12 protein-coding genes are annotated in these 15227 nt (G+C 65.1%); 8 read left to right on the top strand and 4 right to left on the bottom strand.

Translation table 11 applies throughout. The features are described 5' to 3' along the window. The first annotated feature begins 35 nt into the window (after positions 1–35). The 4 genes from KF791_03425 (at position 36) to KF791_03410 (ending at position 6715) form a co-directional block, all read left to right on the top strand. The gene (locus KF791_03425; GenBank protein MBX3731626.1) at positions 36–3998 is read left to right on the top strand and encodes an amino acid adenylation domain-containing protein; all 3963 of its coding nucleotides are present in this window, start codon (positions 36–38) and stop codon (positions 3996–3998) included. An 8-nt stretch (positions 3999–4006) separates the two neighbouring features. Then, positions 4007–4762 carry a hypothetical protein gene (locus tag KF791_03420; protein ID MBX3731625.1) on the top strand — a complete coding sequence of 252 codons (756 nt, stop codon included), beginning with the start codon at positions 4007–4009 and terminating at the stop codon, positions 4760–4762. A gap of 12 nt (positions 4763–4774) precedes the next feature. Continuing rightward, positions 4775–5650 (top strand): hypothetical protein, encoded by an 876-nt coding sequence (locus KF791_03415; protein ID MBX3731624.1) that lies wholly within the window; start codon positions 4775–4777, stop codon positions 5648–5650. Positions 5651–5752: 102 nt separating this feature from the next. Then, positions 5753–6715, top strand: a complete 963-nt coding sequence (locus tag KF791_03410; GenBank protein MBX3731623.1) for a metalloregulator ArsR/SmtB family transcription factor — start codon at positions 5753–5755, stop codon at positions 6713–6715. A gap of 57 nt (positions 6716–6772) precedes the next feature. Here KF791_03410 and KF791_03405 read toward each other — a convergent pair whose 3' ends face one another. Together KF791_03405 and KF791_03400 are read right to left on the bottom strand one after the other, a co-directional pair. Next, the gene (locus KF791_03405) at positions 6773–7627 is read right to left on the bottom strand and encodes a hypothetical protein (protein ID MBX3731622.1); all 855 of its coding nucleotides are present in this window, start codon (positions 7625–7627) and stop codon (positions 6773–6775) included. Positions 7628–7866: 239 nt separating this feature from the next. After that, on the bottom strand, positions 7867–8001 hold the full coding sequence (locus KF791_03400) for a hypothetical protein (protein ID MBX3731621.1): 135 nt from the start codon (positions 7999–8001) through the stop codon (positions 7867–7869). Between the two features lie 914 nt (positions 8002–8915). Between KF791_03400 and KF791_03395 the strand changes: the two genes are divergently transcribed. Genes KF791_03395 through KF791_03380 form a run of 4 tightly spaced genes read left to right on the top strand, consistent with a single transcriptional unit; the run spans position 8916 to position 11813 of the window. Beyond that, entirely contained in the window at positions 8916–9485 is a 570-nt protein-coding gene (locus KF791_03395; GenBank protein ID MBX3731620.1) for a hypothetical protein, read from the top strand. A 2-nt stretch (positions 9486–9487) separates the two neighbouring features. Beyond that, positions 9488–10132 carry a type II secretion system protein gene (locus KF791_03390; GenBank protein ID MBX3731619.1) on the top strand — a complete coding sequence of 215 codons (645 nt, stop codon included), beginning with the start codon at positions 9488–9490 and terminating at the stop codon, positions 10130–10132. 8 nt (positions 10133–10140) lie between these two features. Continuing rightward, positions 10141–10899 carry a hypothetical protein gene (locus tag KF791_03385; GenBank protein MBX3731618.1) on the top strand — a complete coding sequence of 253 codons (759 nt, stop codon included), beginning with the start codon at positions 10141–10143 and terminating at the stop codon, positions 10897–10899. Between the two features lie 59 nt (positions 10900–10958). Beyond that, the gene (locus tag KF791_03380) at positions 10959–11813 is read left to right on the top strand and encodes a type II secretion system protein (protein ID MBX3731617.1); all 855 of its coding nucleotides are present in this window, start codon (positions 10959–10961) and stop codon (positions 11811–11813) included. A gap of 296 nt (positions 11814–12109) precedes the next feature. Here the strand turns inward: KF791_03380 and KF791_03375 are convergent, their stop codons facing one another. Both KF791_03375 and KF791_03370 read right to left on the bottom strand, forming a co-directional pair. After that, entirely contained in the window at positions 12110–14185 is a 2076-nt protein-coding gene (locus KF791_03375; protein MBX3731616.1) for a PQQ-dependent sugar dehydrogenase, read from the bottom strand. Positions 14186–14281: 96 nt separating this feature from the next. Next, positions 14282–15145 carry a ThuA domain-containing protein gene (locus KF791_03370; protein MBX3731615.1) on the bottom strand — a complete coding sequence of 288 codons (864 nt, stop codon included), beginning with the start codon at positions 15143–15145 and terminating at the stop codon, positions 14282–14284. Positions 15146–15227 lie beyond the last annotated feature (82 nt).

Here is a 15227-nt window from a genome sequence, read left to right as displayed (position 1 = left end):
CCGGGTCCATGAGGGTGGCCCACCACCAAGCCTGAATGGAACTGCAACCTGACCCCAACGAGCGCCCGGTGGATTTTGATCCGTTCGCCGGCCCGGAAATTGACTGCACGATCCCCACGACGGAGGCCCAGCGGGAGGTGCTGGCCGCCTCGGAATTGGGGGTCGAGGCGTCGTGCGCCTACAATGAAAGCCTGACCCTTGAACTCAGGGGTCCGCTGCAGCGTCCCGCCCTGGAGCAGGCGGTCCGGCTGCTGGTCGAGCGTCATGAATCCCTGCGGGCCACGCTCAGCGCCAATGACCTCCAGATGATTGTGGCGCGCGGCAGGGTCGTGGAGCCGGCGTTTGTGGATCTCTCGGGATTGAATGAGGCCGGACGCGAGCGGGAGCTGGCAGCCATCGCGGATTCGGACATGACCACGCCCTTCGATCTGCGGACGGGTCCGCTGCTGCGCGTCCGGCTCATCCGGCTGGCACCGGATTTCCACTGGCTGCGCCTGACGGCGCACCACGTGGTTTGCGATGGATGGAGTTTCGGAATTCTGATGGCGGAGCTCAGCGTCTTGTACACGGCGATCGTGGACGGCGGGGTGCCGGAGCTGCCGCCTGCCGTGCCCTTCAGCGACTATGCCTCCGCCGTCATGCAGTTCGCCGCCAGTCCCGAACAGGAAAAGGTGGAGCGGTTCTGGCTGGACCGCTTCGAGGGGCCGCTGCCGCGGATGGAGCTGCCGACGGACCGTCCGCGACCCCGACACCATTCCTTTCGCGCACACCGACTGGACATTGAGCTGCCGCCTGAACTGGTGAAGGGACTTCGGGAGACCGCGGTGCGGGCGGGTGCCAGCTTCGTCACCATCCTCCTCACCGCCTATGAGGTGCTGTTGTACAAGCTCACAGGATCGCACGATCTGGTGGTCGGCCTGCCGGCGGCCGGACAGGCGGACCTGGAGATGAAGCACCTGGTGGGTCATTGTGTGAATCTGCTGGCCCTCCGGAGCTCCGTGGATCCGGACCGGACATTTCTGCAGCATCTCGAGGAACGGCGGCGGGCCGTGCTCGATGCCTACGACCACCAGCGGTACACGTTTGGGACGCTGGTCCGGCGCCTGCGGGTGCCCCGGGAGCCCGGCCGCGTCCCGTTGGTGCCCGTTTTGTTCAACATGGATACGAACATGGACGACGGCGTCCGGTTCGGACACCTCTCCCACCGGTTGATCAGCAACCCCCGCCGGTTTGAGAATTTCGACCTGTATCTCAATGCCACCGGCAACAGCAGTCGGCTGATGCTGGAGTGGACCTACAAGACCGATCTGTTCGATGAGGATACCATCCGGTCCTGGATGCAGGAGCTGATGCGCCTGATCGAACGGATTCACCGGGCACCTGAGGCCACCCTCGAGGAGTTGGTGGGTGACGGGACCCTGTCCGGGGCGCCGCAGATGCCTCCGGCATCCTGGTTTGGCGAGGAGCCTCCCTATCCCCGGGATGTCCCGCTGGGGGACCTTTTTGACGAAGTCGTCTCGCAATTCGGCGGTCGCGTGGCCGTGGAACTGGCGGACGAGCGCATGGACTACCGGACCCTTCAGGAGCGGGTGCGGATATTGAGCGCCCGGCTGGTGGCCCTTGGGGTCCGGCCCGGGGATCCTGTCGGGCTGTGTCAGGAACGGAGTTTCGGGCTGATCGTCTCCATCCTGGCGATTCTCAGGTGCGGCGGGTGCTATGTGCCGTTCGACCCGACGTATCCCCAGAAGCGGCTTCAGTTCATGATGGAGGATTCCCAGGTGTCGGTGCTGCTCACCCAGGAGCACCTGAGGAACCGCCTGCCGGTGACCCAGGCTCGCGTGGTGGTGCCCGAGGTCCCGGAGGCCGCGCCCGTGGATCCGGATCCACCGATGCCGGTCGTCCGCGCCGATGCCCCGGCCTACATCATGTACACCTCGGGCAGCACCGGCACCCCCAAAGGGGTGGTGGTGCCCCATCGCGCCATTGTCCGGCTGGTCCGGTCGCAAAACTTCCTGCCGTTCGGCCCCGACCTCACCTTTCTCCAGATCTCCAACCTGTCGTTTGACCTCTCCACCCTGGAAATCTGGGGCGCGCTGCTCAATGGCGGGCGGCTCGTTCTCCAGCCCCAGCCAAAGCCGACCCTCCAGGAGATCGCCGACACCATCCAGCGGCACCAGGTGACCACCGTCTGGTTCACCACCGGATTGTTCAGTCTCATGGTGGACCGGCACCTGGAGGATCTCCGCGGCCTGCGGCACATCCTGGCGGGCGGAGACGTCCTCAGCCCGCCACATGTCCGCAAGGCCTTCAAGGTTCTGGGTCCCGGGGTCTTGATCAACGGGTACGGGCCGACGGAAAACACCACCTTCACCACCTGCCACATTCTGAATGAAGAGGTGCCTCCGGGCGCCTCGGTATCCATTGGCCGGCCGATCCACAACTCCCTGGTTTACGTCCTGGATTCGGAACTGCGGATGGTTCCGATCGGACGCAAGGGGGAGCTCTGCACCGGGGGGGACGGGGTGGCCCTCGGTTATTGGAAACGGGAGGCGCTGACGCGGGAGCGCTTTGTTCCGGATCCCTTCTGCGGGCGGCCCGGCGCCGTGATGTATCGCACGGGCGACCTGGTCCGCTGGCAGGCTGATGGCACCCTGGAGTTCATCGGCCGGGTGGACCGGCAGATCAAAGAGCGCGGGATCCGGGTGGAGCTTGGGGAGATCGAGGCGGCGCTGGATGAACTTGGCGGGCTCCGGGAGCGGTTGGTGGAGGTACGCCAGGACGCCGGGGAGCGGAGGCTGGTCGGCTATCTGGTCCCTGCGGCGTCCCGTGACCATGAGGATCCGGAGGCCCGCGAGCGATTGATCGCGACGGTGCGCTCCCACCTGCGGGAGCGGCTGCCGTCCCACATGGTGCCCACGGCATTCGTGGTGATCGCCGCACTACCGCTGACGCCCAACGGCAAGGTGGACCGCGCCGCGTTGCCGGCCCCGGGATCCCACATGGGCCCCGGGCCCGCGCGCCATGAGGAACCCCGGGACGAGGTGGAACGGGGTCTGGCCACGCTGTGGTCCCGGCTGCTGGGGCGCCAGCGGATCGGCATTCACGACGACTTCTTCGACCTGGGCGGCCACTCGATGACGGCGATCCAGTTGCTGTCCCAGGTGGACCAGCAGTTTGGCCGCGCCCTGCCGCTGGCGACACTCTTCGAGGCTCCCACGATTGCCCGGCTGGCCGGAGTGCTCCGGCAGAATGCGCCGCGCCCCAAATGGCCGAACCTCTCCCTGCTCCAGCCGGACGGTGCCGGACTGCCCCTGTTTTGTGTCCACGGGAACGAGGCAAGCTATTTCATCCCGCGCCACCTCGGTCCGACCCGGCCCTTCTACGCCTTCATGCACCAGGGGCAGGAGGGCGATGAGATCCGCCTGCGCACCGTGGAAACCATTGCGACCTCCTACGTGCGCCAGTTAAAGGAGGCCTGCCCCAACGGCCCCTACCTCCTGTGCGGCTATTCCTTCGGAGGGGTTGCCGCATTCGAGATGGCCCACCAGTTGATTGCGATGGGCGACTCGGTGCCGCTGCTCGCCATGATGGACACCTACGCGCCCGGGCTGCATCAGGAGGCGATGAAGCTGGAGTGGCGTTTTTATCAGCCGCTGTGGAAACCGGTGAAGCGATGGCTGGTCCGGTGGTTCCTGCGGCGGGGGCGTCTGGTCCCGCCAAAACTTCGCACCTTCTATATCAACGACACCTACGACCAGGCGGTCACCGCATTCCGGCCGCGCCCATACCCGGGACGCATTACGATCTTCAAGGCGGAGCATGCCTGGGGGCCCGCCGACCTGGGCTGGCGCGACCTTGCCGGCGGCGGGCTGGTGCTGGAGTCGGTGCCTGGCGACCACTTCAGCATGATTGAGGATCCGCAGGTCGAGGGGCTTTGCCGGAAGCTTGCGCAGGCGCTCGCGGATGCCGACAACGCCCGCTACTTTGACGGCGCTTGAGGCGCGAGGTGAACGTTCCGCATCCCAGACTGCGTCCGGACTGCGGGTCCGGCCCGGATGGCTTCACGTTGGTGGAGCTGCTGTCCCTGCTGTCGCTGCTTGCGGTGTTGCTGACCCTGGGACTGGCGCTATTCGCCAATGCCCGGGTGCGGCGCCAGCAGATGGTCTGCATGGACAACCTGCGGCTTGTGGCCCGGGCCGTTCATGAGTTTGAGGGGGATCCCGGAAAGCGTCCGCGATCCTTCACCCGGGTCATGACGGCACTGCCTTCCGGCATCCAGCCGGCCAACTTCCTGTGCCCCTCCGACCCCGCCCTCCGGGGCGCCGCCGACCGGCTCCGCGCAACCAACACCTACTGGGGGAACCAAGCCAACGCCTCCCAGGAGCCTTGGACCCAGACCGACCTCCGGGAGCCGGAGTCGGGGTCCTGGTCGGCCGAGATGGCCGAGATCAAGGAGACGGAGCCGTTCTCCTATCTGCATCCGCTCGGATGGCGGCGTCCGGCGTGGCAGCGTTTGGTGGGCACCGGACGCGACTTCGGCCTGGTGGTCTGCCAATTGCATGGTGTGCGGGTGCCGCCGGCCCCGATCTGGCAGGGTTTCAAGCCGTACCTGCAGTATGAGGGGGAGATGTTTCGCGGGACGGACGACGGGGCCGTCTTGAAACGCAAGGTGTTCCGTCCCGGAGCCACCGCCGATGGTCCGCCGGGAACCGATTATCCCTGGGAATTCTACACGGACGTGGTCCCCGGGCAGTCCCGTTGATCCGGAGGCTCCATGGTTTCAGCAACCAAGTCCCGGCTGCATCTGGTGGAGGCCCCGACGCCCGCCCCACCGGAGCTCCGGGACCGCACCCTGCCGCTGCGGCGAACCCTCCGTTGCTGGGGCGGACTGCTCTGGGGGGAATGGTTTGCGCATAGCCGTCTGATCCTTGCGGTCAGCCTTTTGTGGTTGGCGGCCGTCTGGTTTCTGCCGGTCGTGGCACACCCCTCATGGATCCTGGCGTTGGGGGGCCTCTTCGGGGTGGTTGGCGGACCGGCCTTCGGAGGCAGTGACGTCATGGGCGGATGTGAGGAATTCACCTTCTCCCAGCCGGCGACGCGAAGGCAGCGATTCGACGCGCGACTGCTCGTTGCCGTGGGCTGCCTGGGGATTCTGACGGCCCTCAACGTGCTCACGTTGCAGAACAACCTGACCGACCTGGTGCTGAGCTTCTTCGTCTCCACCGGCATCGCCGTCGTCGAGTTGAGGCGTCCGGAATTCCTTTACTGGGTGGTGCTGGCCCTGCCGCTCGCGGCGCTCGCGGTCGGTTTCTCGGTGGCATCCCTGGCCACGACACGCGCGGTCGCCTATACGGCGTGGGTCTGGGGCGCGCTGGGGTCGTTGACCGGGCTTCGGGCGGGGCTGTCCCTGGAGGACTACGTTTGGGAACGATTGAACGGCCGCATCACCATCCCCCTCCTCCTGGCCATCGCCGGCATCACGTTGGGGATGGCCCGCCGGCTTTACGGGGAGAAGGAGGCCGGCCGGACCTCCTCGCCGCTGCGATTGCCGCTCAGCGGATGGGCTGCCCTTGGCGCGGCGGCCCTTGCCGGGCTGGGGGTGGCGTTGCTGCTGACCTGGTTCGTGGCCAACTTCGCCCGCTGGATCTGAGGTTGGGGACCCGTGGGCCGCTTTCCCTCCCTGCCGCGGGATTGCAGGCGGGACCGCCGTCGCCCACGCTGCGGACCGCGACGCCGGGTCCCCTGCTCACACGTGAAGGTCCCCATCCTCAAATCCCTCCGCGCCCTGGCGGATCCCACCCGCCTGCGCATCATTGCGCTCCTGGAGCGGGAGGAACTCTCGGTCAACGAACTCCAGGAAATCACCCGTCTTGGGCAGTCCAGAATTTCGACCCACGTCGGGCTTCTCAGCGAGACGGGTCTGCTCGCGTCGCGGCGGGAGGGCAAACGAACCTTCTACCGGCTGAATTCGCAGGCGGGCGCGGAGGTGACGGAGTTCGGCCGCCTCGCCATTCGCGGCGCCGCGGAGCTGCCGGAGCACGAGGGGGACCGCGTCAATCTGCGTCGAATCCTCGCGCGACGGGAGGATCAGTCGCAGGTGTACTTCAACCAGGTGGCCGGCCGCTTTGACCGCAGCTACGGGCCCGGCCGGTCGTGGCAGGCCTTCGGACACCTGCTCCTTCGCATGCTCCCGCCCATCACCGTGGCGGACCTCGGTTCCGGGGAGGGGCTGCTTTCAGAGCTGCTCGCGCGGCGGTGCCATCGGGTGATTGCCGTGGACAACTCCGAAAAAATGGTGGGCTTTGGCGCCCTCAAAGCGCGGAAGAACGGACTCAGGAACCTGGAGTTTCGCCTCGGGGACCTTCAAGCCCCGCCCATCAGTCCTGAAAGCGTGGATGTGGTGGTGCTCAGCCAGGCGTTGCACCATGCGGAGGACCCCCCCCAGGCCTTGCGCGCCGCGTTTCGCATCCTCAAGCCGGGAGGACGCCTGCTCGTGCTGGATCTGGTCCGGCACGCATTCGCCCGGGCGGCCGAGCTGTACGGGGATCGCTGGCCGGGGTTTGCCGAGGCGGACCTTCATCGTTGGATCGAGGCGGCCGGTTTTGTGGACATCGAGGTGAGCGTGGTGGCCCGGGAGGAGCAGGAACCCCACTTCGAAACCCTGTTGGCCGCTGCGGACAAACCCGCTGCCAAAACGGCCACTTCTCCGCGTTGAGCAGCGCACCCGGTTCCACGCCGTCTTCGGGCGGTTGAGACCCTCGTCGCGGCCGGGTCAGGCCGTCATGGCCGCCACGGTTCTGCGAATCCTCGCGAAATTGGCCTCGATGAGATCCAGATATTCATTGCGTCCGGTCACCGGGTTTTCGAGGAACCGGTACAGCCCGAGGAAGTCCTGCTCAATCTTCGGCAGGACGTAATGGGTCCAGAATCCCGGGGTCTTGCGGATGAGGTCGTCCGCGGATTCGAACGTCATGCCGCCGCCACCCCGGCCGGCGTTGTATGCGGCGGATTCGGCAAACTCGGCAAACAGGATGGGCAATTTCTCGGGATAGTCGGCGGCCGCCATCTGGCCGAGCAGATCGGCGGTTCCAAGGGCGTAGCCGGCGATCCGCTCCTCTTCGCCCTGGAACTGCAGCGCGCTGACGTTCGCGCCAAGTCCGGTGCACCGGATCATGCTCTGCACCGACTGGATCTGCCGCAAGGTGAAGCTCCGCGCCTCCAGGAACCGTTCCGCGAAGTCACAGGATCGGTTGACATGGATCGCGGTGTATTTCGCCCCGGTGCCTGTGGTGTCGTCGCGGCGCTTCAGATAACCGGTGTCATGGAGCAGGATGGCCAGAAGCCCCAGCTGGAAGGTCTCCTCCCGGAGGGCCGGCAGGGCGCGGACCTCGGCGCGCCTCCGGATCAGCGTGGAGAAGCAGAGCGCCCCTTGGAGCGTATGTTCCAGATCGTGGTACCGGGCATCAATCGCCTGGTAGTCGGGATGCCTCCCGGCGAAGCAGTCCACGACCTGCGGGAACAACCGCGTCACAAAGTCCGGGTCTCCGGCGGGAAACTGCCACAAGTAATCCTGGGCGATCCGCCGCCGGACGGCGTCCGCATCCGTGGTCTCAACGTCCAACCGCATTCGGCCCGAGATTCGCAAACAGGCGGGGCCGGTCACGGGAATTCGACAGCCGGGATGGTGCGCCGGTGCATCCCGAAGCTGTGGGTGGATGTCAGTTCCAGAGGAGGTGATCGTCGTTGTTTTTGAGGGCGACACCGCAGCGCAGGCATCCGCCGCCGCCTGCAGTCGCCTCTCCCGTTCGACTCGTCCCCACTGGCGAGCGTCCTCAATCGCCCCCTGCTCCAGTTCACGCAACGGGTTCACGCCGGCCTCCCCTGTTGGGTCAAGCGGTAGAGGTACAGGTCCTTCACGGGAACTTCGAGGCGGTGTTCGCGGTCCTGTCGGCCGCGACCGAGGGTCGAGCCCACGCACTTCCAGTTCGCCCCCTGTAGCAGGCTCCCCGGAAGCTGTTCCGCTCCACGAGGTTCTCACCGACCACGCGGAATCCCAGGTCATGGTAGCGCTGAGGGTAGAAGGCCCACCGTCGGGTCGCATCGCTGCCGGGATCGAGCCGAACGTTCCCGAGGCGCGTCAGCCCAACCCACGACCGCTCCGGGGTCCTGCCACCCGGGGGGGGCGATGCTGTGGCGGGGCGCAGGACGCTTCTGGGTCTGGAGCGCCGGCAACTCGAGGTGTCCCCGGGCCTGGAGGTTGATCAGAAGACTTCGTGCAGCGAAATCCTTCAACCGGCCCCTTGACATCCCGCCAATCCCATCGCTGGCACACTTCACGCGCGAGGCGCTTGCGGCTCCACCCGGGGTTGGACCCAATCCACCCTGGCAACGCTTCCACCTCCGGCCCAGACACCAAGCCGACCTTGGATCACTTCCGTGGATTCCATCCCTGCTTCTGCGAGGCGGAATGCTGGTCCTTCAGATCAAACACCAACAACTTCGGGATGCACGGAGAATTCCGTTGACGCGTTCCTGGAGCGAATTCCGTTGACAATTGTAGGTGGTTTTGGACTCTCAGCCCAGCTAAACCTCGAACCTACCCGCCACTTAAAATGGATTCCAAGCTCTCTTGCGGCGACGGATCCTCCGCTGCCACTTTCGCCCGAATTTCGGTCACAGCCATCCCATAGGAAATGGGGTGGAAAAAGGCTGAGTTGAGATGTTTTATGATTACACGGCAACTCATGGGAATGTTTGCGAGCCTGATCACTCTATGTGCAGAGCCTCTGATGGTCTCCACAAACTTTAACGACATTGACTTCGATGGGAATGGAGCGGTTGACGCGAAGTATCGAGCAAGTGTTAGTGTTTCCGGTGAGGGGAGTAATGTGCAGGTAAGAGTGGTGTCCTGGGTCGTGTCTCAGTTTGGATCGATTGCCCTGCGGATGTCACCGGAGGCGCTCTACTTTGACGAGGGCAGTCCGGTTTCCACGGACTCGCCTGCGAATGGCGCTCCTCCATTGGTGACCACTGTAGCGCTGACGCTCTACCTTGCGTATTGGAGTCAGTTCCTGGAGTGGCTCTACGTGCCGTTATCTGAGGTGGACCACCTTGGAAGCCGCCTGTCGGTGTACGTTGGGCTGAGGTTTCCGACGGAAGGCGGGATGTGCCATGGGTGGCTGAAGTTTGTTCGGCCGGATACCCAACTTCCGACGCTGTTCATCCTGGATTCCTCCGACTGGAATCCGATTCCTGGCGCGCCGATCCGGGCAGGGCTGCCGCCCGAGATTCCGATTCAGTCGGAGTGGCTGCCCGATGGGGAGACCCTGCGGTTCACCTGGCCGCCAGCACTGGTCTCCTGGGTGCTCGAAAGTACCCCTAACTTTACACCGCCGGTCGTCTGGGAACCGGTGGAGAGCGGCGGCGGCTACGCCGACGTATCGGCCACGGAGCAGGGCCGGTTCTTTCGGTTGAGGCGACCGTGAATATGGGGCAGTCACGGCGGACAGACGGGAGTTGGCGGATCGGCCACAGCGGGTCCCGGGTGGGATTCACACTGATCGAGCTGCTGGTGGTCGTGGCCATCATCGCAGTTCTGGCCGGACTGTTGCTGCCAACTCTGGGGCGTGCACGCGATCGGGCTCTCGCGGTGGGCTGCCTCAACAACCTAAAGCAGCTTCAGCTCGGCTGGATGTTGTACGCCGTTGGTCACCAAGTGGGACTTGGGGTTATTGAAGGCACATTTTGGTTGCCACGGTCAGAGTCTGGACCTACGAGTGGTCAGCTGTCACCGGCGGTGGCTTTGGGGAGATGGAAAGATCCTGTGAGCGAGTCTCCTGATCCCCAAAGTATTGCATTTGGAGTCAACAGCAGTCAGATGGTTGTGGGTTGGTCTGGAACCTCGGCCAGCAAGCGAGCGGTATTAAAAATGGGCGCCACGGCACGATGGCTCAATCTAAATGATAAGCATGTCGTCCATGGTTTGGGCAATCCACCGCCCGTAGGATGGAATCTTCAGGAAGCAGTCGCGATCAACGAGGAGGGAAGCATTGTTGGCAATGGAACAAAAGGTAGCTCCAGCACCCCGAGAGCGTTTCTTTTGATCCGACGAACTGATGAAAAACTAATTTAATGTAGTTTATGATCAAGATACTTCTTGTCGAATTGTTTGCGTGTGGTTTTGCCTTGTCTGCACAGCCGCTTATGGTTTCGACTAATTTCAACGACATTGACTTCAATGAAGACGGGGTCATTGAGGCTAGATACCGAGCATCTGTCAGTGTATCTGGCGAGGGTATGGATCTTCAGTTTGGGGTCGGTACTGGCGTTGTAGCTCAATTTGGTGTGGCTGCCCTTCGAATGTCATCTGAAGATCTCTACTTTACTGAAGGTGCGCTTGTTTCGGTGAACTCTCCTGCGAATGGTTCACCTCCATTGAATACGACTGCCCGGCTTGTTAGCTATGTTTCCAGTCAGAATCGCTTCTTGGAATGGCTCTATGTGGAGGGTAGTCCGGTGGATAGCCCGGGTGATCGACTCACGGCGTACGTTGGCCTGCGGTTTCCGACGGAAGGCGGGATGTGTCATGGGTGGCTGAAGTTTGTTCGGCCGGATACCCGGCTCCCGACGCTGTTCACCCTGGATTCCTCCGACTGGAATCCGGTTCCCGGTGCGCCCATCCGGGCAGGACTGCCGCCCGAGGTTCCCATTCAACCTGAGTGGTTGCCCGATGGGGAGACCCTGCGGTTGACCTGGCCGCCAGCACTGGTCTCCTGGGTGCTCGAAAGCACCCCGAACCTCACACCGCCGGTCGTCTGGGAACCGGTGGAGAGCGGCGGCGGCTACGCCGACGTATCGGCCACGGAGAAGGGCCGGTTCTTCCGGTTGAGGCGGCCGTGAATGGAGGGCAGTCACGGCGGACAGACGGGAGTTGGCGGATCGGCCACAGCGGGTCCCGGGTGGGATTCACACTGATCGAGCTGCTGGTGGTCGTGGCCATTATCGCGGTTTTGGCCGGGCTGTTGCTGCCGACTCTGGGGCGTGCACGCGATCGGGCTCACGCGGTGGGCTGCCTGAACAACCTGAAGCAGCTTCAGCTCGGCTGGATGTTGTACGCCGGTGATCACAACGACTGGCTGGCGCCCTCGGAAATGAACGCCTCGCTGCCCAGGGCGCCTCGTTGGGTGGACGGCAACATGAGCGCCTTCGGCGATTACGCCATGACCCGAACCAACCGTGCGCTGCTGGTGGCCCCCGGACCCGGGCACATCGGCCCTTACGTCAAAGCGCCCGACGTGTTCCATTGTCCGGGAGACCGGAGCACGACCAATGTGTTCGGGAGGCGCGGTCCGCGGCGGGTTCGCAGCTATTCGATGAACCAGTTCATCGGCGGAGGAAGTGGCGTCGGATTCACGGGAGATCCGAATGACATGGAGAGCTTCCAGTGGACCTTCGCCCCCAGCGCCTTTGTGCGATACACCGACTTCGGCCGGTTTTCGCCCGCGCAGATCTGGGTGCTGATTGACGAACATGAGGCCACCATTACCAGTGGACTCTTTGCGATGGACTGGTTTGGCGGACCGCAAAGCAGTTGGATCCGCCGTGTGGCGGGCCGGCACGGCGGGGTGGGCAGCCTGAGTTTCGCCGATGGGCACGCAGAGCTGCGTCGGTGGAAGGATCCCCGGACGGCGCCGCGGGTAAGCAGTTGGGAGCAGTTTTGGGCCGCGTCGCCCAGCAGCGCGGGCAACCCCGATTACGTCTGGCTGTGGGAGCGGACCAACGGGCCCTGGCCCCTGGCCGGCGAGGGGGAATAGAGATCCGCGTTCTTTTCACCCGAGCTGGGCATCAAGAGGTGGAGGCCGCGGGTCGAGCCCACGCACTTCCAGTTCGCCCCCTGTAGCAGGCTCCCCGGAAGCTGTTCCGCTCCACGAGGTTCTCACCGACCACGCGGAATCCCAGGTCATGGTAGCGCTGAGGGTAGAAGGCCCACCGTCGGGTCGCATCGCTGCCGGGATCGAGCCGAACGTTCCCGAGGCGCGTCAGCCCAACCCACGACCGCTCCGGGGTCCTGCCACCCGGGGGGGCGATGATGTGGCGGGGGAGCTGCGGCTCAATTCTCCGGCTCGGCGAACGCGAGGATCTGCACCAGTGCTGCGTCCTTTTCGGGACCGGTGAGAAAATCAAATGCGCGAAGATACCGCGGGTGGTCCGCTGGGGGCGTCGCCGGGTCGCCGACGATTTTGACGAGGAGTTCCGGGGTGCGCCTGGCGCGGGATCTCCAGATCACGTCCCGTCCGCCCGGTGTGTTCCACGAGTCCCCGGCCATGCCCAGCCAGGCATCCAGAAAGGCGTCCCATTGGCCTTCCGCCCCGATGCCGAGCGCCTCGAGGTACCAGCGGTCGCCACCCTCATGCTGCAGCGCCAGGGCGGCCCACAATGCGGCGGCCTCCGGGGACCGCTGATGGCGCAACGCCAGGGCCGCTTCGCGGCGGACCGCCGGGCTTGGGTCCTTCACCAAGGCGTCCACCAGCGGCAGGATGTTGCCGTCGCGCTGACGGGCCAGCCGGAGGGCCGCGATGCGAATGTCGGGGTCGGCATCCCGGATCGCGGCCGCGAGGAACGCGTCTCCACGGCCGGGAACGCGGGACAAAAGGGCCAGCGCCCGCGCCCGCTGACGGGGATCGCTCCCCTGCCATACGGCATCCAGCACCCGCACCGCCTCCGGATCCCTGCTCAAATGGCCATCGAGCGCCTTCCACGCCAGGTAACGGGTGGCGTTGTTGGGGGAAGCCAGCGCGGCCACCGCGGCCCGCGGCGTGGAAAGATCGGGAGGACGCACCCGCACGGCCGTACCCGGAGGCGCCACCCGGTAGATCCGCCCGGTCATGGATTCCAGCTTCTGGTCCGCCATGTAGTGACCGCCGACTCCGGCGTCGTTCCAGTCGGCGATGTACAGCGCGCCCTCGGGGCCGACGGCAACATCGCTCGGACGGTACCAGTCATCCGTGCTGGTCAGGATGTTGGTGATCGTCGCGGTGTACCCGGCGCCCTGCGGCGTGACCGGATAGGCGCGGACCACGCGGGGGCCGGCGTCGCAGTGGATCATCTGCCCGCGGAACACGGCGGGAAGCAAATGCCCCTCGTAAATCGTGATCCCGGTCGGCGAGCCCGCCCCGGTTAACAGAAGGTTCGGGACCACTCCCGGGTCGTTCAGGTGCCAGTGCCGCCGGGGAATCTCCGGCTCCCAGTTGGTGCGCTTCTTGCCCCAACCGGCACCGGTCAACTCGTCCACATACCCGAAGTTGCCGCCCTCCATCACGTAGTTGATGCGCACGCCCTGGTTGCCGTCATCGTCGTTGTCCGACTGCCAGACGGTCCCGAAGGAGTCCACCGCCGTCTCATAGTTGTTTCGGAAGTTGTGCCCGAGAACCTCGAGATTGGACCCGTCTTCGTTGCAGCGAAAGGCCATGCCCTGCCGGAACGGCCTGCCCTGGTCGGTCACGGCGCGGCCCGCGGTATCCTTCACAAGGTCCCCCGTCGCCAGCGCCTCGGGATCCGGCGTCCCGTGGAGCGGCAGCTCCCGCATGCCGGCGGGGGGGTGGCGCAGAAATCCGCCGGTATTGCCGAAGTTGAAATAGAGCTTGCCGTCGGGGCCAAACACAAAGGCGTGGGCGGCATGGTCGTGATCCGCCGACTTGGGATTGGTGGTGAACAGCAGCTCCCGGCGGTCGGCGACGTCATCGCCGTCGGTGTCGGTCAGGATGAACAGGTAGGGCGACGCTGAGACGAACACGCGGTTTCCGAGCACGCAGATGCCCAGGGCGGTATTGATGCTGGGGTCCTGGTAGAAGGTCTTCGCGGTATCCGCCACCCCGTCGCCGTCGGTGTCCTCGAGAATCTGGATCCGGTCGCCCCCGGGCCTGAGGACACCCCACTTTTGGAAGCTGGAACGGTAGTTGGCCCCTTCGGTGACCCAAACGCGGCCGCGGGCATCCACATCGAGGTTCGCGGGATTCACCACCCATGGCTCGGAGGCGAAGAGGTTCACGGCCAACCCGTCGGCCACCGTCATCTTCTCGAGCTGCTCAAGGGCGGGCCCGCGCCCGGCGCGGGACTCTTCGGACTGCACCGGAAGCAGAAGGGCCGCCGCGGCGGCTGCAAGCGCTGAGGATTGGATCGGATTCATGGCGATGCGGGGATTGAAATGGGCGGGCCGCCCGGTGGTCAAACGACGAATCGGCGCATTCTCGCAGACGTGAAAGGGTCCGGGGGGTGGCTTCGGCTATTTGGGATCCAGGTTCCGGGCGAGGGCATCCGGTGTCAGGCGGGACTCGACGCCCGCGGCAGGCACTTCGGCTCCAGCGATCCAGACCAGGCCGTTGAGCACGACCTTGCGGAAATTGGGGTCGGCCCAGTTCCGGTGGAAATGGCCGCCGGTGAATCCGAATCCGCGGCCGCCGCCGGGCCTCTCGTAGGCCCACATGAGCACCTGCGAATCCCCCCGTCGCACCGATTCTCGGACGGCGGGATTGCCGGAGTGCGGGCCGTCGCCCCGCTGCATCGTCTCGGGTGGCGCCACGGCGCTCAGGATCGGCGTCACCCCCTTCATCTCGGGAACAAACCGCATGTGGAAATACCATTCGTCGTTGATTTCGAACGGCGTGACGCCCCGGGTGACGGGGTGGTCGGGCAGGGAGGTAAACCGCGCCACCCAGTGGGGATTCACGCTCCAGAAGGTTTCAAAGTAACCGCCGGTCCACCGCAGCATCGCCTCGCCGGGCTCGCCCTTGGGAACCTCGACGCCGTAATGGGCCGCGCCAATCCCGACGCCCCGGGCGGCGAGCGCGTCCAGTTGCCGGAGCCGCTCGGGGCGGATCGCCGGGTGTCCGTTGCCGCCATCGGCATAGAGGAGCACGGCGTCCGCGCGCTCCAGCAAAGACGGATCCGCCGGCCATCCGTTGCTGGCGACGGTTGCCTGAAATCCGGGAACCCGGTTCAGCGCCTCGGCCAACAGCAGGGCACCCGCCCGGAACTCGTGTTCGCCCTTGCCATGGCTGGGGGACCCGGCGACCAGGAGGATCTGCTTGTCGGCACACGCGGTCAGCGCCGAAGTCAGCAGGAGAATCGCGGAGACAAATCGTTTCATGATGTGCAGCACGGTGTCCCAGCCCGACGTCCCCGGAAACCCGTTTCTTCAAGGCCGCATCCCACAACTCCATGCCATGGGA

Source organism: Verrucomicrobiia bacterium (assembly GCA_019634635.1).
Taxonomy (GTDB): Bacteria; Verrucomicrobiota; Verrucomicrobiia; order Limisphaerales; family UBA9464; genus UBA9464.
Note: the sequence above shows the minus strand (reverse complement) of the source record. Positions and strands in the feature narration are given on the sequence as shown.

Coding starts and splice junctions, on each gene's coding strand:
- KF791_03425 (MBX3731626.1), top strand. CDS start 36: ATGGAACTGCAACCTGACCCCAACGAGCGCCCGGTGGATTTTGATCCG.
- KF791_03415 (MBX3731624.1), top strand. CDS start 4,775: ATGGTTTCAGCAACCAAGTCCCGGCTGCATCTGGTGGAGGCCCCGACG.
- KF791_03405 (MBX3731622.1), bottom strand. CDS start 7,627: ATGCGGTTGGACGTTGAGACCACGGATGCGGACGCCGTCCGGCGGCGG.
- KF791_03390 (MBX3731619.1), top strand. CDS start 9,488: ATGGGGCAGTCACGGCGGACAGACGGGAGTTGGCGGATCGGCCACAGC.
- KF791_03385 (MBX3731618.1), top strand. CDS start 10,141: ATGATCAAGATACTTCTTGTCGAATTGTTTGCGTGTGGTTTTGCCTTG.
- KF791_03375 (MBX3731616.1), bottom strand. CDS start 14,185: ATGAATCCGATCCAATCCTCAGCGCTTGCAGCCGCCGCGGCGGCCCTT.
- KF791_03370 (MBX3731615.1), bottom strand. CDS start 15,145: ATGAAACGATTTGTCTCCGCGATTCTCCTGCTGACTTCGGCGCTGACC.